We start from the raw sequence: 24,155 nt of genomic DNA, 5'->3' as shown, positions 1-24,155 counted from the left end.
CAAATCTGACCGTTTCAATAAGTTTTTACGTTTCAACTCTCAAATCCTTTTTTTATCTGACCATTTCAATTCTCAAATCTGTGCGTTTCAATTCTCATTTTTTTTACGTTTCAATAATCAAATCCGTTTTTAAAATCATTTTTTTTACGTTTCAATACTATTTTTTCGGCTCGTGAGCTAGACAATCTTACAATTCAAACTTATAATGCTCAATAAGGATTTCAGACCTGAAATCCGCCGTTAATTACAACGGCTTTTATAAGATTTGTGCGACTGGAAAATCGGAGATTTTTCGGTTGTAGCAAATCGTTAGTTGAATGTTTGTCTGTTCGTTATTTTGTTTAAATGTAAGCATAAATTTTATGAGGTGTTAGCACACGTTTTATCAATCGTATCTATAATGTCCAATAATCCTAAAATCAAACATACAGTCCTCTAAAACTTGTCCTGCTCCGATATTGTGAACAATCAAATATCTTTTATTATCTGATGATTTTCTTTTTACAACAATTCCAATGTGAGTAATTCCTCCCGATAAATTCCAACAAATTATATCTCCCGGTTTATAATCACTCGGGTTTGTCGATTTAACTTTTACAGTTCCTTTTCTCTCAAAGAATTTCATCAAATTAGGAACTCTCCGATGGTCAATATTTTTATCAGTTGTTTTTAATCCCCAATTTTTCGGATAGAGATTAAAGTTAGATTTCATATCCTCGTGAACTTCTTTTTGCAAATCAATTCCAGTTTTTCGGAAAGCTCTTATTATGACATCTGTACAAACTCCTTTATCACTCGGAATATCTCCGTTTGGGTAATTGATTGAGAAATAACTTGGGTCGTAAGTTACTTTTTGTCTTGTAAGTTCTATTGCAGCATCAGATAGATTTTGAACTCCAACTTCTTGTCCGTAAGTTAGACTCGAAATTATTATCAATATTAGCAGAATAATCTTTTTCATCTTATGTGTGCTAACGGCTTTTATAAGATTTGTGCGACTGAGAAATCGGAGATTTTTCGGTTGTAGCAAATCGGTTTGTTAAAATGTTTGTCATTTCGTACTAAATCCAAATTTAAGCATAAATTTTATGAGTTGTTAGCATATTTGGCGAAACGTTATGGGAATAATTGAATTTTTCTATTATCTGAGTTTTGTCTGTTGTAGTATTATCCATAACAACTTTTAAATCCAGCATTTCAATTATTACATTCATTTAGCGAAATCTATTGTTTTTAATCGGTTTTGTTACAATTTTTAATTTTACTTGTATTGGTTCTGCTTATTTTTCGTTTCAGCTCTTAAATCTGCGCTATTCGATAAGTTTTTACGTTTCAATTCTCAATTCGGTAGAGTAGAGGATAATCTAAAATTTGTCATAATTGTTCAAATTGTCTTATTTACTCATTTTCCATTTAAAATTTATCGGACTAGTTTAATTTGTCTTATTTACTCATTTTTAATACTCAAAATCTTAGTATTTTAAATTACTTTTTCTACTGTAATTTGTCGGGCGAAAAAATCAGTCGAGCCATTTATGCTAACCGAGTTTTTATAAGATTTGTGCGACTGGAAAATCGGAGATTTTTCGGTTGTAGCAAATCGGTTTGTTAGAATTTTTGTCGTTAATATTTAGTTTAAATGTAAGCATAAATTTTATGAGGTGTTGGCATACGTTATTTATCTTTTATAAATCTAAAATGTTTTTGGATAAGAAATATACAGCCTGATATTCCATAAATCATAAATATGGTATTTGACTCATTATTATTCCAGTTTTGATATACGTAAAACAAAGCCATTATTATTGTCAAGAAATATATATACAATAATAATTTTGCTCCTTTTGATTTGTAAAAATCGACCTCTTTATCATTTATTTTATTTTTTTTGTTCTGATTAATATTGTTCTTATTAGTCTTAATATCTCTTTTGTTATTAATTCTTTCAATTCTCTTTTTAAATGCAAATAAAAAATTATCAAAATCATCTTTTTCGGGACTCCAATTAGGAAGTCTCATAATAGTAATAATATCAGCAGGGTTATAAATTTTAAAAAAACTGTATTGGAATTCAGTTTGATATTTCCAACTTTTAATACTTTCAATATCAATAGATTCATTATTTTGGAATGTAAAAAGTGGTTTTTGTATCCATAAATAATCGATTTTTTTAGTAGTCAATGTAACTTGTACTTTTCCTAAAGTCAATTTGTATGAAATTAAATATGAGATAATAAATGCAAAAATGGAAAATAAGATAGCCATAAATGAATTCATTATTCCAAATATTCTAATTCCTAAATATCCAATTGTAATTAAACATATTCCGAATATTATAATAAAATAAAAAATTGATATTGTTCTAAATTTGTACTTCATTCCTAATGTATGCCAACGGCTTTTATAAGATTTGTGCGACTGAGAAATCGGAGATTTTTCGGTTGTAGCAAATCGGTTTGTTAAAATGTTTGTCGTTTTGTACTAGTTCAAATTTAAGCATAAATTTTATGATTTGTTGCCTAATGTGGTTTTTAATCATATCAATATGTCTCTATTTATATTCTATACTTTTTTGTCAATTTTTTTCTCCGTTTGTGCGAAATAGGAGTGAAGTCCAACAATTTTATCGGTTTAGTTACCATTTTTCAATCATAGTTTTCTCCGCAAAGAACATAAAATCGGATTCATTTCTCATTTTGTGCTATTCATTTCTAAAATCTGTTCAATTCAACAGTTTTACGTTTCAATTCTCAAATCTGTGCGTTCTGAAAATCAATCTGACCGTTTCATTTCTCATATTATTACTTTAGAAAAATAATCTGAAAATTGTCGGCTTTCTAAATTTTTATTTTAAAGAACTTTTATAAAATCTGAGCATAATCCGCCATATTTGGCAACGGCTTTTATAAGATTTGTGCGACTGAGAAATCGGAGATTTTTCGGTTGTAGCAAATCGGTTTGTTAAAATGTTTGTCATTTCGTACTAAATCCAAATTTAAGCATAAATTTTATGATTTGTTGCAATTAGTTGTTTTCAATCATTTTTCAATTTCGGTATTATCTGATTTTTTGTATTTTATTTAATTTTATCTTTCTCCGTTTGTGCGAAATGAGAATAAAATCTTGCTATTTTATCGGTTTAGTTACCATTTTTCAATCATATTTTTCTCCGAAATGAACATAAAATCGGATTCATTTCTCTATTCGTGTCATTTCTCATTTTGTGCGATTCATTTCTAAAATCTGTGCAATTCAACAGTTTTTTACGTTTCATTTCTCAAATCTGTGCGTTCTGAAAATCAATCTGTTCACTTAGAAAATCAATCTGAACAATTCATTCCTTAATCAGAGATTTTTCCGATAGTTAATATTATAATTTTAATGAACTTTATATCCTAAAAAACGAAATTTCCCAATTAATTGCAACGGCTTTTATAAGATTTGTGCGACTGAGAAATCGGAGATTTTTCGGTTGTAGCAAATCGGTTTGTTAAAATGTTTGTCATTTCGTACTAAATCCAAATTTAAGCATAAATTTTATGATTTGTTGCAATTAGTTGTTTTCAATCATTTTTCAATTTCGGTATTATCTGATTTTTTGTATTTTATTTAATTTTATCTTTCTCCGTTTGTGCGAAATGAGAATAAAATCTTGCTATTTTATCGGTTTAGTTACCATTTTTCAATCATATTTTTCTCCGAAATGAACATAAAATCGGATTCATTTCTCTATTCGTGTCATTTCTCATTTTGTGCGATTCATTTCTAAAATCTGTGCAATTCAACAGTTTTTTACGTTTCATTTCTCAAATCTGTGCGTTCTGAAAATCAATCTGTTCACTTAGAAAATCAATCTGAACAATTCATTCCTTAATCAGAGATTTTTCCGATAGTTAATATTATAATTTTAATGAACTTTATATCCTAAAAAACGAAATTTCCCAATTAATTGCAACGTTTAGTATAAGAATAGTAGCCGATTGCGGAAGTAGAATTTTTCAATTTACTACTAAATTTTATGCGGACTACAATGTTCATATTTACTACTATTTAGGCTATTATTTTTATACTTTGTTGGCAATAGTTATTCTTCAATTTCTGTTTCTGTATTATTTATTTCATCTATAAAAATATTAGGTAACAACCAATCTTGTAATCGAGTTAAAAACTTAAATTCACTTTCAGTAACAGATGCCCGTTCAGGATGGCTGACTTTGATTCTTATGTCATTTAATTTTGAAAACCATTTAGTTGCTTTTTCTTTTTGGCTACCTTTACCTTGATAAGCATCTTTATCTGGATCAGAATAATTGTCTTTAAATAATGCCCAATTAGTATTTATTATTTTCAAATAATCCAATAAGAAAACAAAATTCCAGTGTGGCTCATTACTTCCTCTTTCAATTGCTTCTGCTGCTGCTCTTTTTTGTGTCTCTTTAGGTACTCCATCAAACCACCACCTATCATCAAATTCTTCCTTTAGTGAATTAAATAAGTTTTCTCTTATAGCCAGTTGAATTTGATCAACAATATCTTTTGATTGAGTGTTGTACTTTCCTGAATTATCTTTTATCCATTTCTCTAAACCATTTGGTTCGAAATCTTTAAACCTTTCTCTTATTACTCTTTGAAATTCTCTTATAACATTTTCTCGTCCTTGACCACCAGTACCAGCACTTCTAAAATCTTTTGTTTTTTGACTGGTTAGTTTGTTAATGTAATCAGTTACAGGATTTAAATATTTTATTGTCAGATCAGCAAGATCTTTACCATTTGTTAATTGAGGTTCTAAATGTTCATTTTCAATTAAATGAGTTAGAATACTATCACATAGTCTAATAATTGACAAAATTCCAATATTCATTGCAATAAAGCCTCCTTCTGCACTACCTCTTTTCCAACTCGTTAATGTTTCTTCTTTTATAAAACTGTAAACCGCTTGGAAATAGATGAAATTCTTATCAAGCATTTCAGAATAATTATCAACCCATAAAGGTCCAGTACTAATTAATTTATTTTTAACTATTCTAGCAAATAAATTTGTTTTATTAAAGCCATACGAAATTGGGTAATCTAATGTAATACAAGTAGTTTCGCTTTTTTTATTTTCTCCAACTATAATACGTCTATATAAAGGACTATCATCTCTTTCACCTAAACGTTGTAGTAATTTAGATTGCATTGCAAAAATTGCATCTTTATAAATAGGAGATTCCCATTTTAGATCAGCAATAATAGTGGTTAAAAGATTCTTGGAAACACTTTTTTGCTTATGATTGATATCAACAAACATTTTTACTTGTTCTTCTATTGGGAGATTTTCAAAGGCAACAACGGGAATACTGTTTTTATATTTCCATTCATTATTTGCATAACCATATAATCTGTGCTGACCATCAATAATAAATGCTGATTGATAACTTTTAGGTAGGTGTAAAACGCATAAATCAGAAATTGAACTATCGTGATTTCCTTGAATATTATCTGAATATAATGGCTTTTCTTTAGGAGTGTTTATATTAATTATTATTGAATTAGGGAAATAACCACCATTAGACAAAAATTTATCAATTTCATTTAATCTACTCTTTGACACCATTCTTTGGTAAGCTCCTTCTGAATCCTCTGTGGTTATAGTACTATGTAAGATATAAGAAAGTTTTAGAAGAGTATCAGGTTCGATTGAAAATGAATAATATGTATGCGAACCCATCTTCCCTTTTATTGCAGGAACTTTGTTCTTTAACTCTGGAATTTCTTGTGTTTTAAATAATCTGCCTAATAATTGATATTTTGCTGCGTGACCCAAATAAGATGTTAATTGTTCATAATAAGATATATCATCTTGATTAAAGTGAATGATTTTTAGGTCATTTAATCTTTTACGGTCATTGTCATTTAGGATGATATTATTAGTTGCAAGAATAAATTTAACTTTTCTTTGCTCATTATAAAACTCCTTAAGAAAAGGAATGCTTCCTCTTTGAATTGTAGCAAAGTCATTTATAATTGTTTGAAGAGATTTTTTTTGCAATTCGTTCGAACTTTTACATTCTACAATTAATATAGTTTCTTCATCTGCTGCAAATACATCAATTTGTCTACCAGGAATACTGAAATCTTTTGAATATGGGAGTTTAAGATTTGCATCAGCATTCATTTGCTTAAACCCCATTTTCGCTAAAACTACCCAAACTTTATCTTCAAATAAGACATTATGAGATTTAGGTTTTTTAATTCTTGAAGTTGATTTATTATCTCTAATCAATTCCCAACCCTCATCAAAATATTTTTCTTTTAATTCTTGTTGAATTGATTTCTCTATATTGAGTTTTCTTTTTTTTGATATTGTCGTTTTTAATTCTTGATCTTGAACTAAAGAATTAGCAAAATTGTTTATGAGATCTTCTTTTGTTATTTTCATTCAATTATCATTTTTTCTTTAATTATTGCCAACGTGTTTTTATAAGATTTGTGCGACATAAAAATCGTTAGATTTTTCGGTTGTAGCAAATCGGTTTGTTAAAATGTTTGTCATTTCGTACTAAATCCAAATTTAAGCATAAATTTTATGAGGTGTTGGCTGTAGTTTTTTATTCATTCGGAATGTTCTTATCTGTGCAATATTTTTCTATTTCCGAATCGTTCTTAAAATAATCATCACAAAATCCGTTGAGTTCTTTTTCTGTGGACTTAAAATATTTCTCACTGACAGTTAGCAATTTCTCAGTTTGTTCAATAAATTTCTCAAAATCTGGATTTATTTTGCAGAGTTTGTCAATTGTCTTAAAATCTAATTCTTTAAGTTTAGAAGGATAAAGTATTTTACTTTCATAAGGGTTTGGCTTTAATTCAATAATTCCAATTCCAAATGATTGATTTAATCTTTCCATTTCTTCCTCTAAACTATCCGATATTTCAAAAGCTACTAAATATCCATAATTAGCCCAACTTGAATTTGAAACTGCTTGAAAAAAACATTTTTTTAATTCATAATCAGTGTTTATTTCCTTTTTCACCTCATATGAGGTTATTTTAAAAGTGTCAGCTCTATTCACTGCCTTTAAAAATGTTTGACTTGCTTTTGTCTGTAAATTCAAAAAGTTAATTCCAACCATATCAGGGTGAACCCATTTTTGATAATTGTCTTTGCTATTTTTCGATTGTTCGTGAAATATAGTTTTTGAATAAACATCATCATTTTTCAAATAGGAGCTAAGTAATTGATGTAAATCTCTTTCTAAGTAGGTTTTATGATTGTTTTTTCTTTTTGTTTCAGGTTCAGTCTGTATAAGAATTTCAACTCCGATTTCAGGTTCGTTTTTCGCTAAATAATAAGAATATGTTCCACTTTTTCCTTTTACTCTTTTTACTCTTGAGTCACCGTTTCTTATAAAATCACCTAATAATGCAGATACGGTTGCTGGCGGAGTTTTAGCATCTCCAAAATCATAGTAGTTATTCTCAATTATGTGTTTGCAAACTTCATTTGAATTTGTCAATCCTTTTATATCGCTTAAACTTTGTAAAATAGCCTCTTTTATAGTCATTTTTTTGTTTTTATCGTATTACAGCCAACGAGTTTTTATAAGATTTGTGCGACATAAAAATCGTTAGATTTTTCGGTTGTAGCAAATCGGTTTGTTAAAATGTTTGTCGTTTTGTACTAGTTCAAATTTAAGCATAAATTTTATGAGGTGTTGTGGTTTGTATTTTCTAATTTTTTAAAAGAGATTCTAAATTGTTTTTAGAAGTTAAAATAAATGGTTCTATATCTTTCCCTTGTGACATAAAATCTCTTGAAAAAAAAGAGATAATTTTATTATTCTTGTCAAGTATAAAAAAACAAAATAATTTATCTCTTGAAACCATATAATATATACTCTTTTTATCATGATATAATATATTATAGTGTAAAATTAAATTTGGATTGATTTCATAAGATGAATAAATTTTAAATTGGAAATCATTCATTTTCAGATTTTTATATCCAATATCTATCATAAAATTAAAGTACTCGTTTAATTTTTTTCTCTCATATATGGTAAGACTGTTGAAAGTTAATTTATCATAATTTATGTATTTTTGCAAATCCTCAATTTTTATTTCTTCATTTTTAACTACAAAATAGTTATTTACAAACCCATTTATAGTAGCCTTTCTATTAAGAGATTTACAAGATGTTAATATTATAAAAATGATTATTACACTAGAACTATAGCTAATTAAATTTTTCATTATAAACAATTTTTAATATTTATAGGGGAAGTACCACCAGTAATGTTTTTTACTATAGAATTATTATTTAGATTATTTCTTATATATTGCCCAAAAGTTGCGGGATTTGAACCTCCACCATCATTTATCCATGGTTGATAACAGTCAGGAAGACTTAATCCAGCCATATTACCAATTTCAATAGCAAAATCAGTACAGTTATAACTGTTTAGGTCATATATAGGATTATAATTATAAGAATATTCCATAATATTCTGTAAAACGGAAGGGGCAACATTAAAAGAAATACTTACATCATATGAATGACCGCTATCATCACCTATAGCAGAAGATTGTGTTGGTGAATAAGGTGTCGCATGACCATTAGGGTAAAATCCAAAAGTACTAACATTCCCATTTTGATTTATAGAAATAAATGAATGACCTGCTTTATCGAGAGGTGAAGCTATTACATCTGAGTTTGCAAATGGTTGGTCAACATAAATAGTTATTGTAGCTCCGATATTTTTATTAATACATTTTAGAAAATCATTTAAGTCCAATATTGGTTTTAAAGTTTCAACAACTGTAATTGAACTAGGATCCAAAATAATTTCATCAGGGTGATTATCAGGATGATTAGGAGGACCGTGAGGGTCATCAAAATGTTCATGATAAGTACCATATAGTTGAAATCCAGTGTTTACATAGACATATTCTACCGTTGTGCCACTATATTTCGTAGATACCAAATAGAAATATGTATTGCCACCATTTAAATTTTGATACCAATCTGTATAATGTTCAACAAAAATTGGTATTAATACCTGCCCAATAGGAGCTTCTTTTGCCGAAATATTATTAGTAATTTGACTTCCTGTAATTTCTTTAACTAACACGCCATTTTCATAAGCGCAAATCCTTATTAAATTACCATCTGTTTTGAAGTATGTAAGAATGCCATTAAAATTATCTAAATAATTTAAATTTATTTTTTTAAAGAATTTTTATCATTTGACAAGTATTTAATCAATTCAATAGAAATCCTATTTTTATTGTCTTTTATAGCTATAAGATTAAATTTGGAAAAAATCCTATTTTTATTATTAGAACTTATTGTTGAATTAATATTTGTTTTAAATTCAAATGTTTGTGATAAATCATTATTAGAAATCATAGAATACGAATTCCAATCAACTTCTAAATTTTTTACCATAAAATTATCTTTAAAATTGTCGTGATAGAAATTCTTTTTAAAAGAAATAATTAAAGGGTTTTGCTTTTGATTTACTTGCTGAAGAGTTGAAGAGTCAGATAAATCTTCTTTTTCACAATTAGTCAAAACAAATAGAATTCCAAATAATAGAATTCCAATTTTAAAATAATTTTTCATTTTTTTCATAGTGTTTAAATTTAATGATTAATATTTATGTTTTCAAGTTTACAAATTATATTTCACCATTTGTTACGGGAAAACCGTAAAATTGAAAAGGTAAAACCTCATTATTATCAAGCTTGAAATTTCACTCTATTTTTATTACATTTTTTTCAGTTGGAGTTCGGATTAAATATAAACCACAACGTTTTGGCTAAGAATTGTTACGGATTAAACACAAAACCATTTTTCCGCCATTCAATTATTTTATAAATAGGCACTTACCCTTGAATTAAGCCTAAAAACCGTAATAATTTTTAGGTGTTGTTGTAAGCTGTATTAGTCACAAATCCATTTTTCCTTTACAGTTCTTTTTACCTTTATATTTTTTTTTAAATTTATCTTAAATGTTTCAATGAACTTTATCGAATCTCCATTTTCTCCAACTTTAATATTGTCAAGAATATGTATTTTCTCAAAAGTACTATCATTTATCTTTTTAACTTTTTTATCGACTATTTCAATTTTTCCAAATTTGTCAATTGTAAATATTGTTTCTGTTTTGTCAAAAGTATTCGAGATATTTATTTGATTATTTGAATTATTCAAGTAATAATCTAAAACATCATCACCTCCGTTTGAAAAATTAAGAAAACCTCTATATTCTAAAATTATGAGACTATTACTTTTTTCTCGTTTTATATCTTCACGAAATGCTATTTTAGGCACCAATACAAAATCAATACCATTTTTCTTAAATGTTTGAATACTCGAACAATGTTGAGTTTTTATAGGGTTTGTCTTTTTGTAGTTTGATAAATCCTCAATTTCATAAATCTCATTTGCTGAATATTCTAAAAAATTTTCAATCTCAATATTTGATTCAATATTTATCAAATCAACTCTTTTAGAAGTCGAGATTTTACTCATTCCACAAGAAGTCAATTGAATTCCAATAAATAGTATAATCAATCGTTTCATTTCTTTTTTTATATAGCTTACAACGGCTTTTATAAGATTTGTGCGACTGAGAAATCGGAGATTTTTCGGTTGTAGCAAATCGGTTTGTTAAAATGTTTGTCATTTCGTACTAAATCCAAATTTAAGCATAAATTTTATGATTTGTTGCCTAATGTGGTTTTTAATCATATCAATATGTTTCTATTTATATTCTATACTTTTTTGTCAATTTTTTTCTCCGTTTGTGCGAAATAGGAGTGAAGTCCAACAATTTTATCGGTTTAGTTACCATTTTTCAATCATAGTTTTCTCCGCAATGAACATAAAATCGGATTCATTTCTCTGTTTGTGTCATTTCTCATTTTGTGCTATTCATTTCTAAAATCTGTGCAATTCAACAGTTTTGCGTTTCATTTCTCAAATCTGTGCGTTCTGAAAATCAATCAGACCGTTTCATTTCTCTAATCATTACTTTAGAAAAATAATCTGAAATTTGTCGGCTTTCTAAATTTTTATTTTAAAGAACTTTTATAAAATCCGAGCATAATCCGCCATATTTGGCAACGGGTTTGGGTTATGATTTCGTTGCGATAAATCCGCAGGATTTGTCGGTAGAGAAATCGATTTTAAATATAGTTAATTTTTGTCGTAAAATGTTCATCGGTAGCAATGAATTATACCCAGTGTTGCACTTAGTTGATTCGATATTCATATTCATAATAAAATTCCGTATTGATTAAATTTAATAACGGTTCATTTTTCTTTTTTATTCGTTTGTATTTTTTTCGTTTGTATTCAATTACATTTTCATAGATAGTTGCGTATAGAAATTCTTTATCGACGAACTCATTGGCTATGGGAACAACTTTCAAAAAGTCGTTAACTTTCGATTTTGGAATATTTTTTAGAACTGTAGCAAAACATGATTTATCAATAAAAATTAGGTTTAAATTTTCACGTCTTAGTTTAGAAGTATCAAAGCTAAATGTTCCATTGCTATTGACTTGAATAATTTCAAATGATTCCGATTCTTTTTCAGACACTTTATTTTCAATATAAATAACGGTATTTTCGAAATTAGTCTTATTAATTTCCCTTTCATTTGAAGAATTGATAATAAATAATCTTCCTGATATAATTTGAGAATAACTTTGTATTCCAATTCCAAGAGTTAGAAATATTAATAACTTTTTCATTTTCATTTAATGTTCGTTAAGATACATAGTTTACACAAGTTAAAGATTAGACTTTACACTAAATTAGTTTCTAACCTTATTGACTTTTCTTTATTTCTTAATTGTGTTTCATTAAAGAAACCTAAAAATACGTCTCTATAAAAGACTTTCCAAATTCCATTACCTAAATCTTCAATACCTACGTATTTTCCTTTTAAAGCTGCTGTTAAATATACCCAATAATACGACTTCCATCTGATTGCTCCATTTTGAGTTACTTTTAAAATTTTGAGATTTGAATTATAGTCAAAGTTAGGTATTTTTTCAGGAAAAGGTCTGGTGGAAAAGTTATGCATTGAAGCAGGTGTTTCCATCCCTAAGGCTTCGTGAGGTCTTATGTGATTATATTCTTTTACAAAGTGATTTAAACGTCTTTGTTGTGCTTTTAAGTCATAGGCTGAAGGTTTGGCACAAGCCGCTTTTAAATCGCGATGCATACGTTCGTGTCTTCCGTTTTGTTCTGGGTGTGCTGGGTCAGAAAAAACGGGTATAATTCCAAGTTCAATAAACCAATAGGAGAGTTGTGTAAATCGTTGAATAGCACGAACAGACCCAAAGGGACTTCCGTTGTCTGTGTGGAGTTGTTTAGGGATTCCATATTTCCTAAAAACCTTTGTAAATTCAGCCTTTGCGTACTTTAAAGTTTCTTTATAATGTCCTTTAGCTGTGAATAAAAATCTACTTTTAGAATCAGCAATGGTCAGTGGGTGACAATACACTTTATTACCCATTAAAAACTTTCCTTTGTAATCTGCACTCCATACTTCATTACACACTTTTGGATCAAAAATAGGATATACAGGTTTGACTCTTCTTAACCTTTTTTGAGGGCATACTAAACCGTGTCTTTTGAGTATGTTGTGAACAGTAACCACCGAGGGGATCTCATTTTCTGTAAAATCGTTAAACAATAGTTTATTGATTTTTTTAGCTCCCCAGCGTGGGTGTTTTTTCTTTAATTTAAGTATCCCATCAACAATATTTTCCTTTGTCGCATTTGGATGTTCCTTTGGAGTTCTTGATTGCTCTTTTAAGCCTTCAAAACCTTGTTTTTCAAACCTATTTATTAACTTATAGGCGGTGGGTCTTGAGATTTCAAAGTTTTTACATAATTCTGTGATGGTATATTTTCCAGTTCTCCATTCACAAATAAATTCAATTTTTTGTTCCATAGTTGTTGTTTCTTTCCAAGGCATAATAATTTGATTTTATTTCTCAAATTACAACCTAAAAAGTGTAAACTATGTCTCTTTAACTTTGTAAACGATGTCCCTTTATCATACCTTAATTAAGTGCAACGATTTGAATATGGTACGTTTGGCATTTTGAAACACTTCATTTCCAAACTACTACTAATTTTATTAATTGCTATCATCTTCATTTTTAGTACTATCCGCCAAATGCACTATATTTTTTGTTGTGCTTAGTTGTTAACTTATTCCAAGTGCATCAGCAAATTCTTTTAATTTATGTAAAACTATGCCGGCTTTTGTTCCCCAATACATTAGTTTCGAAACTTTATCTTTTAGCCAATCAATTTTTGGATGTTTTTCTTTTAAAATAGTATCAATTATATCATCAATTATTTTTTTATCAGACTTTTCTATATTTTTTGTTTTTAACTCATTTTTGAGTTGTTTCAACTCTTCATCTAAGTCAGGCTTTACCCATTTTATAATATTTTCGTTTGAAATTGAAATATTTCCTGTTTTTGCAGTATTTTGATTAAGATTATTAATTGTTATTCTGCCAATGCCTTCAATTTTCTGGGCTAAATCTTTAATATCTGATTCTATTCTTGAATATTGTTGAGATAAAATAGTCATTTGTGATTTTAAATCAATATAAAATGACATATCAACTCTATTATTCATATTACTATATTGTGTCGAAATATTTGTTTCATTCTGTTTATCATCTGAATTGACTCCAATTATCGAAATTGTCGATGAAAGCATACTTTTTTGTTTGCCAATATTTCTTAAAAAATTATTCTTAAACTTGCTAGTATCTTGACTCCAAATTTGTTCTTTTAGTTCAATAATGTCTTTGTTCTTTTCATATAAATCAACAAAGTCTGGTCTTCTGTCTGGTATAAAAGATGAAATTATTTGGTTTGCTTGTGAATACCAGTCTTCATACTTATCAATTAAATCTAATTGTATTTTTAGAATTTCTCCATTAGGCTCAACCCAAGAATAATCCGAAAATCCTAAAACAATAACCCCACTACTGCCTGATGGTGAATATTTAACTTGGATTTTCTGAAAAAATAACTCTGCTAGTTTTTCAATGTCAGTAACTTTTGATATTAATTCTTCAACTTGTTTTTTTTTCATTTTATTCTTTAAATTAAGCACAACGGCTTTTATAAGATTTGTGCGACATAAAAATCGTTAGATTTTTCGGTTGTAGCAAATCGGTTTGTTAAAATGTTTGTCATTTCGTTATTTAGTTTAAATGTAAGCATAAATTTTATGAGTTGTTAGCATATTTGGCGAAACGTTATGGGAATAATTGAATTTTTCTATTATCTGAGTTTTGTCTGTTGTAGTATTATCCATAACAACTTTTAAATCTAGCATTTCAATTATTACATTCATTTAGCGAAATCTATTGTTTTTAATCGGTTATGTTACAATTTTTCATTTTACTTGTATTGGTTCAGCTTATTTTTCGTTTCAGCTCTTAAATCTGCGCTATTCGATAAGTTTTTACGTTTCAATTCTCAATTCGGTAGAGTAGAGGATAATCTAAAATTTGTCATAATTGTTCAAATTGTCTTATTTACTCATTTTCCATTTAAAATTTATCGGACTAGTTTAATTTGTCTTATTTACTCATTTTTAATACTCAAAATCTTAGTATTTTAAATTACTTTTTCTACTGTAATTTGTCGGGCTAAAAAATCAGTCGAGCCATTTATGCTAACGGTTTGTGTATGGTTAGTGGCGGGTTTTAAAGCATTTACTTTTCAGTTTAGCACTATTTTTATTAAGGGCTAAAAACTTGATTTTCAGCACAAAACCGCCATTAACTATACACCGTGTTATCTGCTTTATTCTTTCATTTTTCCTTCAAACCATTCCAATTGTTGGCTTAATTTCTGTTTAATATAATCATTCCATTTTCCCCAACTAAAATACTGACTTGTATGTTGAATAAATATCAATTCTATTAATTGGTTATCTGAATTTTTTATAGTCGCTCTTCTTGGATATGTTCTACTAATTTTATCGTCTCTTGTGAAATCGACTACTTCAAAATCACTTTCATTTATTGCGTCTCGAAGTGAGTTAGAGGCTTCCGTTCCAATAAATAAACAAGTACTTGGTTTTGTAATCTTAATCGTCTCAAAAAAAGTCAACCAACCATTATGAAAATCATCATAATTCGGTCTGCCTTTGTTTGTTTCCATAGGTCGTTGAACGAAATTATAGAAAGAAGTTAAATTCCAAAATTTTTCAGTATTAAATTCATCATTGGCGAACATTGCTCTATGAAAATTGGGAAATATTTTAGTTCCCCAATACCATCTTTTAATAGCAAGTTCTTCAATTACTTGCCTAGTAAAATCAGGTGAATTGTGTTTTTCAATAGATTGTTGAGAGTTATCGTGATAGTGGCTTTCTCCGACTATCAAAAGTTTTCTATCCTCTGGAATTGTCAAATAATGGTCGCCAATAAATGGCAACCACTTTTGATTTTTTACATTATTAAATTCTATGTCAAGTTGAGTATTCATAATTAAGCCGCCCTTGTCCCTGTCTTTTTACACTTTTTATCGTAAGTATAAATCCAACTTCCTTTTTTTAAGTTAAATGAATTTCCTGCTGCATTTTTAAAATCGCCTGAAGAACTTGAAAGTGTTCCGATTTTCTTTCCTTTTTCGTCAAAAGTGTAGTACCAACTTCCTTTTAGTAAAACGATAAAGTCCATACCAATTCCCATTAAGTCTCCTTGAGAACTTGAAATTGTTGCAGATTTTTTCCCATTACTGTCGATTACATATAACCAACTTCCTTTTTCTTGTACGTCTGATATTGCCATATTATATTTTTTTGTGCTTACTCTATTCGGTTTTCAGCGGTCTCCGTTTTTATTGCAGATAACGAGTTTTTATAAGATTTGTGCGACATAAAAATCGTTAGATTTTTCGGTTGTAGCAAATCGTTAGTTGAATGTTTGTCGGTTCGTTATTTAGTTTAAATGTAAGCATAAATTTTATGAGGTGTTGCCCACTGTTATTTTTCTTTTCTTTTCTTTTTTCTCCAAACTCTAATTAAAATCAGAACTCCAAAAATTATTAAAATAAAAGGCCAAATGTTAACTAAAAATACAAAAAATAGAATCAAGTTATTCCAACCATTCTTAAATCCATTTTTAAATTTTTTACCAAATTCTGTCTGTTTAGAGATTGTCTGATAAATTCTAACATTCAAAGTTGAAAATAAAACTTGATTATTAAGATATTTTAATCTTCCCTCAATAGATTCAATTTCAGAACGTAATTCTCCGATTTGCTTTTCAACTTCAAGAATTTCACTTACTTTATTCGCTTTTTTTAAAATTTCTAAATATCTATTTTCAAGCTCTTTTTTAGTTTTTAAGCGCGCCTCAATGTCTAGGAATTTAGACGTAACATCTTTTACATTAATTTCTTTTCGGTCAAATCTGTCAACTCCAAATGTAATTTCGTTTAGTAACTTGTCAAAATTTTCTGAAGGAACTCTAATATTTATAGTATTGCTTATTTCGTATGAATTTTTATATTCATTATCTGACGATGAATAGCCTTTAAATTTTTCAATAGCCTTTAAAATATTTTCTCTAGTTTCAGTTAGATTTTCTGATTCAAATTCAACATCTCCGTTTTTAATCAGTTTTTTATCTATTTGGGTTTCTGATTCTGTTTCTATATTATTTATAATAGTCTGTTCATCATCTTCCATTTTCATTGCTCCGAGATTCATTGTATCTGGCTCATAGTTTTTACAACCTAAAACTGAAATAAGTAGAATAAATCCGATAATGTTTGTTAGTTTTTTCATAGTTTCTTCGTAATAGTGGGCAACGGTCTCGGCTATGAGTAGTTGCGTGGGTTAGCTCTTAACTTTGCAACTACACACCTAACTGAAAATCCGCGAGGATTTTCAAAAGTAGATGAGAACAAGCAATTACTTATAGCCATTGTTGGCAACAGTTTTTATTAATTTTTATAGTTTTTCATACAAATCTTGTCTTCCTACAATTGCTATTATTTCAACAACATTCTCATTTACTTTGAAGTAAATACTATCAACTCCACAAACACAGCGTCTATAGTCTTTTTTTATATAATCAACCGACTCGAATGAAAAAGGTCTTTGGGAAATAATGTCGAAATATTCAAAAAATGATTCAAAATATTTGTCCGCTTGAGTCATTCCAAATTTTTTAATACCATAATGATGAATCCGTATCAAGTCATTTTTCGCTTCATTGCTTAATCTGTATTTATTCATTAAGCAAAGACTTTGATTGAGCTAAAATTTCATTTTTACTTTCACTTGTAAATCCGCTAATTTCCGCTTTCTCAAATTTAGCACGAATCCAGTTAATTTCAACTTGTTGCTTTCGGGCTTGTCTAATTAAGTCATTTACAAGTTCACTCTTGCTGGAATATTCTTTTTTGCCCACTTGAGATTTTAGCCATTCATCGTTCGGCTTTGTGAATGATATACTTTGTCTTGCCATAATTCATTTATTTGATGCAAATATACACCAATTATGAATCATTTCCAAATTGTTGCCAACGAGTTTTTATAAGATTTGTGCGACTGGAAAATCGGAGATTTTTCGGTTGTAGCAAATCGTTAGTTTAATGTTTGTCGGTTAGTTATTTAGTTTAAATGTAAGCATAAATTTTATGAGGTGTTGTGCAATGTATTTATCTTATTCGATTTTAAATTTAATTAAAACTTCACTTTCAACTTTAATTTTTTTAAATTCAATATCGATAGGTTTAAATCTATTTTCTTTCAGACTACTCATTCCTCTAATTTGGATTCCAGCAACTCTTCCAGACAATTGAGTTGAAATATATCCTAAATCTGAAATAAAAATAGCATTTCCCACTATTTGATTTAATGGATTTAACATTGCTATAGCATTTCTTTTAGCTTTTTCAATTGCTTTAGATTTCAATTCAAGTTTCAATTTTTCAATTTTCGAATATTCTGTCTTTTCAAGAAAAACATTAGAGATATTAATTTTTTCTAATTCCATAATTACTTTTCCAGCTGTTAATGCGTCATAAACAATCAACGAATACGCTTTACTTTTTAAAACATCTTTTTGTCTTAAAAAGTATTTTTTAAAATTACTTGATAAGTCAGATAATGAGATTTGCTTATCTAAATCTATACCTAAATCTTTAAGTTTTACAGCCATATTATTTTCAAGTTCTTCAACTGAAATTCGTCCTTTTGTGTCTTTCTCTGTTATTAAAATTGACAAATAGATTCTGTCAGGAGTTATTAATGTGTCAACCTTTGATCTTGTTTCTATAAATGGTTGGTCTATAAAATTTTTCGTTTGAGAAAATCCAAAATAAACTGTTGAAATTATTAATACTATTGTAGTAAATGTATTTTTCATATTTTTGTTTTTATATATTGCACAACGGTTTAGTATAACGAAAGTTGCTATTTTGAAAGCGCAATTTTCGGATTTATAAATATAGTTTTTTATTTGTAATAATTTTCAATTTAGTTAGAATTAAGCAATTTTGGTTATACATTGTTGGCTTTAGTAGAGACACATTAAACATTTGGCTATTAAAACACCATAAAAAAAATCACCCTACGTGTTTTTTTGCCAATCGAATCAGAACGCCAGCGCAGGTGTTTATAAATAATCACTTAACAATTAAACAGCAAATCAATTTGTAAATAAACAGCACATTTTCTTGCGTTTAGATGGCAAAAAAATAATTATTTTACACTTACACCTTTTTGGGAAATAGATTGAATCAGAACGCTTACAAGACCAAGTTATAAGTACAAGATGAATCAGAACTTGGTAGATTAAAAACATTCCGTTGAGGTTTATCATTCTGTTTCCAAATAGACCACCATTTTTCGGGCAAATCAATCCTAAGTTAAAAGTACAAGACAGTTTTCGACGCGTTTAAATCCCCAAAAAGGAATTTCAACTAAATGTATCTTTAAAAATCGAAATTAAATGGCTTGTGAGTCGTTTTCAGTAAAACTAAAATTTTCATCGGAACTATTAATGCCAACGAGTTTTTATAAGATTTGTGCGACATAAAAATCGTTAGATTTTTCGGTTGTAGCAAATCGGTTTGTTAAAATGTTTGTCGGTTCGTTATTTAATTTAAATGTAAGCATAAATTTTATGAGGTGTTGTGCGACGTTTTTTTAATTCCATTATGTTTTTATTCTTTGTCAAATTCGTTTCCACAATCTTTGCATTTATAGACATTCTTAAAATATACTGGATAAATCATAAATAAAAATGAAGTTATAGTTGAGATTATTCCTTTTACTCCTTTCATAGATTTAAATCCAGTGTATAACTCAATTGAATTACATTTCGGACATTTTAAAATTTCGTCTTTTTCATTTGTCAATGGAGTGTTTTCAATATCAGTAATTACTTGATTAGACTTTTCATAATCATTCTCATTCACTTTCAATTTAATTCCACCAATTGCGACTCCCATAATTGGATTAAGCGTAATCGTTTGTTCATCAAAAATGAAACATTCAATTCCTAAACTCAATAATTTAGTTTTAAAAAGATGTGCTTCTGGGCCATTTTCAAATGTTCTAATTGTTACTAATCCCATTTTATTTTGTCAATTTTCGGCTGTGTAAAAATTTTATTTATTTTAAATTTTTGTATTCTGATATTCTGTTTTCCAATGACGCACAACGGCTTTTATAAGATTTGTGCGACTGAGAAATCGGAGATTTTTCGGTTGTAGCAAATCGGTTTGTTAAAATGTTTGTCATTTCGTACTAAATCCAAATTTAAGCATAAATTTTATGAGTTGTTAGCATATTTGGCGAAACGTTATGGGAATAATTAAATTTTTCTATTATCTGAGTTTTGTCTGTTGTAGTATTATCCATAACAACTTTTAAATCCAGCATTTCAATTATTACATTCATTTAGCGAAATCCATTGTTTTTAATCGGTTTTGTTACAATTTTTCATTTTACTTGTATTGGTTCAGCTTATTTTTCGTTTCAGCTCTTAAATCTGTGCTATTCGATAAGTTTTTACATTTCAATTTTCAATTCGGTAGAGTAGAGGATAATCTAAAATTTGTCATAATTGTTCAAATTGTCTTATTTACTCATTTTCCATTTAAAATTTATCGGACTAGTTTAATTTGTCTTATTTACTCATTTTTAATACTCAAAATCTTAGTATTTTAAACTACTTTTTCTACTGTAATTTGTCGGGCGAAAAAATCAGTCGAGCCATGTTCGTTAAGATACATAGTTTACACAAGTTAAAGATTAGACTTTACACTAAATTAGTTTCTAACCTTATTGACTTTTCTTTATTTCTTAATTGTGTTTCATTAAAGAAACCTAAAAATACGTCTCTATAAAAGACTTTCCAAATTCCATTACCTAAATCTTCAATACCTACGTATTTTCCTTTTAAAGCTGCTGTTAAATATACCCAATAATACGACTTCCATCTGATTGCTCCATTTTGAGTTACTTTTAAAATTTTGAGATTTGAATTATAGTCAAAGTTAGGTATTTTTTCAGGAAAAGGTCTGGTGGAAAAGTTATGCATTGAAGCAGGTGTTTCCATCCCTAAGGCTTCGTGAGGTCTTATGTGATTATATTCTTTTACAAAGTGATTTAAACGTCTTTGTTGTGCTTTTAAGTCATAGGCTGAAGGTTTGGCACAAGCCGCTTTTAAATCGCGATGCATACGTTCGTGTCTTCCGTTTTGTTCTGGGTGTGCTGGGTCAGAAAAAACGGGTATAATTCCAAGTTCAATAAACCAATAGGAGAGTTGTGTAAATCGTTGAATAGCACGAACAGACCCAAAGGGACTTCCGTTGTCTGTGTGGAGTTGTTTAGGGATTCCATATTTCCTAAAAACCTTTGTAAATTCAGCCTTTGCGTACTTTAAAGTTTCTTTATAATGTCCTTTAGCTGTGAATAAAAATCTACTTTTGGAATCAGCAATGGTCAGTGGGTGACAATACACTTTATTACCCATTAAAAACTTTCCTTTGTAATCTGCACTCCATACTTCATTACACACTTTTGGATCAAAAATAGGATATACAGGTTTGACTCTTCTTAACCTTTTTTGAGGGCATACTAAACCGTGTCTTTTGAGTATGTTGTGAACAGTAACCACCGAGGGGATCTCATTTTCTGTAAAATCGTTAAACAATAGTTTATTGATTTTTTTAGCTCCCCAGCGTGGGTGTTTTTTCTTTAATTTAAGTATCCCATCAACAATATTTTCCTTTGTCGCATTTGGATGTTCCTTTGGAGTTCTTGATTGCTCTTTTAAGCCTTCAAAACCTTGTTTTTCAAACCTATTTATTAACTTATAGGCGGTGGGTCTTGAGATTTCAAAGTTTTTACATAATTCTGTGATGGTATATTTTCCAGTTCTCCATTCACAAATAAATTCAATTTTTTGTTCCATAGTTGTTGTTTCTTTCCAAGGCATAATAATTTGATTTTATTTCTCAAATTACAACCTAAAAAGTGTAAACTATGTCTCTTTAACTTTGTAAACGATGTCCCTTTATCATACCCCATTTATGCTAACGTCTCGGCTATGGTTAGTACGGGAATTCGAAGGACTGAACTTTCGATTAAGCACTAAGTTTGTTAAATGAACTAACCTTTGTTTTTATCGCTAAAACCCGTATTAACTATAGCCATTGTTGTGTTTTCGTACTTTTCTTTTAATTCTTTTCTTTTATTATCGACCTTTTCATTATTGAATTTATTTACACTTTGCCATAACATCCAACCAGCAGCAGCAATAGGTAAATAGAATAACGTATTTAACAAGTTTTTAGTCGATTCACTTGTTTGTCCGTCAATATGGTTTAATATTTTTCTACCAATATTAATATTAGAATCATCAAAGAATAATGCTAAGATGTATAAAGCAATTAAAATTAATGACAAAGGAATATATAACCATAAAATTCTTCTCCATTTCGAAATGCCTTTTTCAATTATTAGTTTAATGTTTTCTTTTATTAATTTCTTATTTAATTTTTCTGCTAGAGTTAGTTCATTCTCTAATTCTTTATTGTGAATTTTTTTTGATTTTGCAGTTTTAATTGTTGAACCAATAATCTGTTCTTTTTTAGTTGTTTCAATTTCTAAATTTTCTACTTTTTTAGAAAGATTACTTACCTGTTTTTCAAGTAGAGTTTTCGCAAATTCTTTTGACTTATTTATAATGTCAGAATCAGAAGAATTACTAGTGATAATACCTTCAAAATCTTTTTCTATTAGGTGTGACACTAAATATCTTTGTTGTTCAACATTAGATGTCATTTCACTTATTCCTGTTAGAATTAAATTCAATTTTTCACCTTCAATAACTTTTTCATTATTTCTTAAATTTAAAAAACTCACAAAACTTTTATAATCATCCTTTGTTCTATCGAAATATCGCAAAAGAATACTCATCCATTGACTAGGTAAAAGAACAATGGGGGTTTTAAACCCTCTATAATAATCCCATTTCCTTAATTGATTATCACTAGAGATGAAAAAATATTTGGTATCAAAAATATTTTCAACTTTTCCATCTCTTTTTTCTTCAATCCATAAAATATTTTCAGCATCATTCAATGTGCTTTGATAGTAGTTTCTTTTTCCTTCAGGCTTTGAATTGCTAATTCCAGAAGTTAAATCTTTAATATATTCATCTGTTTCTTTATCATCAAGGTCGTAAGGTTTTTTATAGTCTAATTTTATATTAAAATGTTCTATAAAAATTTGATATTCACTTAATATATATGCTTGAAATAAATCCAAATTTGAATTGGTTTTGTCTTTTCTCCAATTGTGATAATATGAATGTATATCTTTTAATGAACGAAATTCCAAAAAAACTTTAGAACTGCTTTTTGGATTAATAGCACTTTTAAGTTTATCTATATAAAATTTAATACTGTTTTTAAATTCTTCATCTGTAATGCTTGAGATATAAAGATTTTCACCTGCCTCTTTGAATTTGTTTAAAAAAGTAGAAGTTCTTTTTTTTCTATCATAACCGTTAATTCCAATTGCTCTGTAAATAACATTTGTGTCAAGATAAAAGGATTTATTTTTTAAATTATTTAGTCTTAAATTAGAATTTCCTTTTTTATTTGTTAACAAACAGAATTCTAATGCATAACTCGAAATATCAAATATTGCTTTATTTTTATCTGTATTGTCCCAATTAAGAAAATCATTAATTATATCTATTTGTTCGGTGCTAAAGTTTGAATCTTGAAGAGAAATTAATGTAGAAATATCTTTTTTGCTATCGAATAATTTTTGAAAACTTGCCGTATTTATACTAAACATATGATAAAGAAAATCATATAAAGTTTTTTTTATGCTTTCTCCTTTTCCTTTTTTATCTAAAATGTATAAATTTATATAAGTGTCAATATTGTTTTTTTTAATCTTGGATTCTAAATTCCCTCTTCTTTTAGGCGATAAACAAATAGTTTTGGAATCTTTATGATAGTTTGTTAAAAATGAATCAGGATATTTTTCAATAATATCATTTATTTCACTTTCCCCTATTAATAAAGAGTATTTATCCTCTATGTAATCAATTATTTTATGAATTGTCAAATCATTATTGTCACAATCAAGTAGAGCAGAATCTAAAATTTTTCTGTGTATAACTCTTGTAGATACCTCATAGTTATTATCTGCGTATAATACAGCCGCTAATCTGAACAATTCACTTTTATTTAATTCTGTAGTCATATTTTAATTCAGGTAGTTTTTGGTGTATGAAACACAACGGCTTTTATAAGATTTGTGCGACTGAGAAATCGGAGATTTTTCGGTTGTAGCAAATCGGTTTGTTAAAATGTTTGTCATTTCGTACTAAATCCAAATTTAAGCATAAATTTTATGATTTGTTGGCTAATGTGGTTTTTAATCATATCAATATGTCCCTATTTATATTCTATATTTTTTTGTCAATTTTTTCTCCGTTTGTGCGTAATGAGAATAAAATCCTGCTATTTTTATCGGTTTAGTTACAATTTTTCAATCATAGTTTTCTCCGCTATGAACATAAAATCGGATTCATTTCTCTGTTCGTGTCATTTCTCATTTTGTGCT

At 28.2% G+C, this 24,155-nt stretch carries 20 protein-coding genes; all 20 read right to left on the bottom strand.

Translation table 11 applies throughout. The features are described 5' to 3' along the window. Positions 1-385: 385 nt before the first annotated feature. The gene (locus Lupro_RS02820) at positions 386-961 is read right to left on the bottom strand and encodes a DUF1287 domain-containing protein (protein WP_068206094.1); all 576 of its coding nucleotides are present in this window, start codon (positions 959-961) and stop codon (positions 386-388) included. Positions 962-1,674: 713 nt separating this feature from the next. Then, entirely contained in the window at positions 1,675-2,277 is a 603-nt protein-coding gene (locus Lupro_RS02815; protein ID WP_144439098.1) for a hypothetical protein, read from the bottom strand. 1,807 nt (positions 2,278-4,084) lie between these two features. Further along, positions 4,085-6,424 (bottom strand): DGQHR domain-containing protein, encoded by a 2,340-nt coding sequence (locus Lupro_RS02810; protein ID WP_068206091.1) that lies wholly within the window; start codon positions 6,422-6,424, stop codon positions 4,085-4,087. A 169-nt stretch (positions 6,425-6,593) separates the two neighbouring features. Next, the gene (locus tag Lupro_RS02805; RefSeq protein ID WP_068206089.1) at positions 6,594-7,550 is read right to left on the bottom strand and encodes a COG2958 family protein; all 957 of its coding nucleotides are present in this window, start codon (positions 7,548-7,550) and stop codon (positions 6,594-6,596) included. A 166-nt stretch (positions 7,551-7,716) separates the two neighbouring features. After that, positions 7,717-8,238: a hypothetical protein gene (locus Lupro_RS02800; RefSeq protein ID WP_068206088.1), complete on the bottom strand. Its 522-nt coding sequence runs from the start codon at positions 8,236-8,238 to the stop codon at positions 7,717-7,719. Next, on the bottom strand, positions 8,238-9,116 hold the full coding sequence (locus tag Lupro_RS02795) for a hypothetical protein (RefSeq protein WP_068206086.1): 879 nt from the start codon (positions 9,114-9,116) through the stop codon (positions 8,238-8,240). Before Lupro_RS02795 ends, Lupro_RS02800 begins: the two co-directional genes overlap by 1 nt. Positions 9,117-9,205: 89 nt before the next feature. Then, positions 9,206-9,619: a hypothetical protein gene (locus Lupro_RS02790; protein ID WP_068206085.1), complete on the bottom strand. Its 414-nt coding sequence runs from the start codon at positions 9,617-9,619 to the stop codon at positions 9,206-9,208. Between the two features lie 312 nt (positions 9,620-9,931). After that, a complete protein-coding gene (locus tag Lupro_RS02785; RefSeq protein ID WP_068206084.1) occupies positions 9,932-10,573 on the bottom strand; it encodes a hypothetical protein in 642 nt (213 codons plus the stop codon). 671 nt (positions 10,574-11,244) lie between these two features. Further along, positions 11,245-11,748 carry a hypothetical protein gene (locus Lupro_RS02780; protein WP_144439097.1) on the bottom strand — a complete coding sequence of 168 codons (504 nt, stop codon included), beginning with the start codon at positions 11,746-11,748 and terminating at the stop codon, positions 11,245-11,247. A 53-nt stretch (positions 11,749-11,801) separates the two neighbouring features. Beyond that, complete coding sequence (locus tag Lupro_RS02775) at positions 11,802-12,983, bottom strand: integrase core domain-containing protein (protein ID WP_068206071.1); 1,182 nt, start codon at positions 12,981-12,983, stop codon at positions 11,802-11,804. A gap of 234 nt (positions 12,984-13,217) precedes the next feature. Continuing rightward, on the bottom strand, positions 13,218-14,126 hold the full coding sequence (locus Lupro_RS02770) for a hypothetical protein (RefSeq protein WP_068206081.1): 909 nt from the start codon (positions 14,124-14,126) through the stop codon (positions 13,218-13,220). A 719-nt stretch (positions 14,127-14,845) separates the two neighbouring features. Next, entirely contained in the window at positions 14,846-15,532 is a 687-nt protein-coding gene (locus tag Lupro_RS02765; RefSeq protein WP_068206080.1) for a hypothetical protein, read from the bottom strand. Between the two features lie 2 nt (positions 15,533-15,534). Next, on the bottom strand, positions 15,535-15,837 hold the full coding sequence (locus tag Lupro_RS02760) for a hypothetical protein (RefSeq protein WP_068206079.1): 303 nt from the start codon (positions 15,835-15,837) through the stop codon (positions 15,535-15,537). A 194-nt stretch (positions 15,838-16,031) separates the two neighbouring features. Beyond that, positions 16,032-16,838: a DUF4349 domain-containing protein gene (locus Lupro_RS02755; protein ID WP_068206078.1), complete on the bottom strand. Its 807-nt coding sequence runs from the start codon at positions 16,836-16,838 to the stop codon at positions 16,032-16,034. A gap of 165 nt (positions 16,839-17,003) precedes the next feature. Beyond that, positions 17,004-17,291 (bottom strand): type II toxin-antitoxin system RelE/ParE family toxin, encoded by a 288-nt coding sequence (locus tag Lupro_RS02750; protein ID WP_068206076.1) that lies wholly within the window; start codon positions 17,289-17,291, stop codon positions 17,004-17,006. Further along, a complete protein-coding gene (locus Lupro_RS02745) occupies positions 17,284-17,523 on the bottom strand; it encodes a ribbon-helix-helix domain-containing protein (RefSeq protein WP_068206075.1) in 240 nt (79 codons plus the stop codon). Before Lupro_RS02745 ends, Lupro_RS02750 begins: the two co-directional genes overlap by 8 nt. Positions 17,524-17,721: 198 nt before the next feature. Then, positions 17,722-18,426, bottom strand: coding sequence for an SIMPL domain-containing protein (locus tag Lupro_RS02740; protein ID WP_068206074.1), 705 nt, complete (start codon positions 18,424-18,426; stop codon positions 17,722-17,724). A 799-nt stretch (positions 18,427-19,225) separates the two neighbouring features. Then, positions 19,226-19,639 carry a putative signal transducing protein gene (locus Lupro_RS02735; protein ID WP_068206073.1) on the bottom strand — a complete coding sequence of 138 codons (414 nt, stop codon included), beginning with the start codon at positions 19,637-19,639 and terminating at the stop codon, positions 19,226-19,228. Positions 19,640-20,325: 686 nt separating this feature from the next. Next, positions 20,326-21,507 (bottom strand): integrase core domain-containing protein, encoded by a 1,182-nt coding sequence (locus Lupro_RS02730; protein WP_068206071.1) that lies wholly within the window; start codon positions 21,505-21,507, stop codon positions 20,326-20,328. 173 nt (positions 21,508-21,680) lie between these two features. Then, the gene (locus Lupro_RS02725) at positions 21,681-23,792 is read right to left on the bottom strand and encodes a hypothetical protein (protein ID WP_068206070.1); all 2,112 of its coding nucleotides are present in this window, start codon (positions 23,790-23,792) and stop codon (positions 21,681-21,683) included. Positions 23,793-24,155: the final 363 nt, after the last annotated feature.

The sequence above is a fragment of the Lutibacter profundi genome (assembly GCF_001543325.1).
GTDB classification, from domain to species: Bacteria; Bacteroidota; Bacteroidia; order Flavobacteriales; family Flavobacteriaceae; genus Lutibacter; species Lutibacter profundi.
The sequence above is the reverse complement of the archived record's forward strand: the minus strand, read 5'-3'. Positions and strand labels throughout refer to the sequence as shown.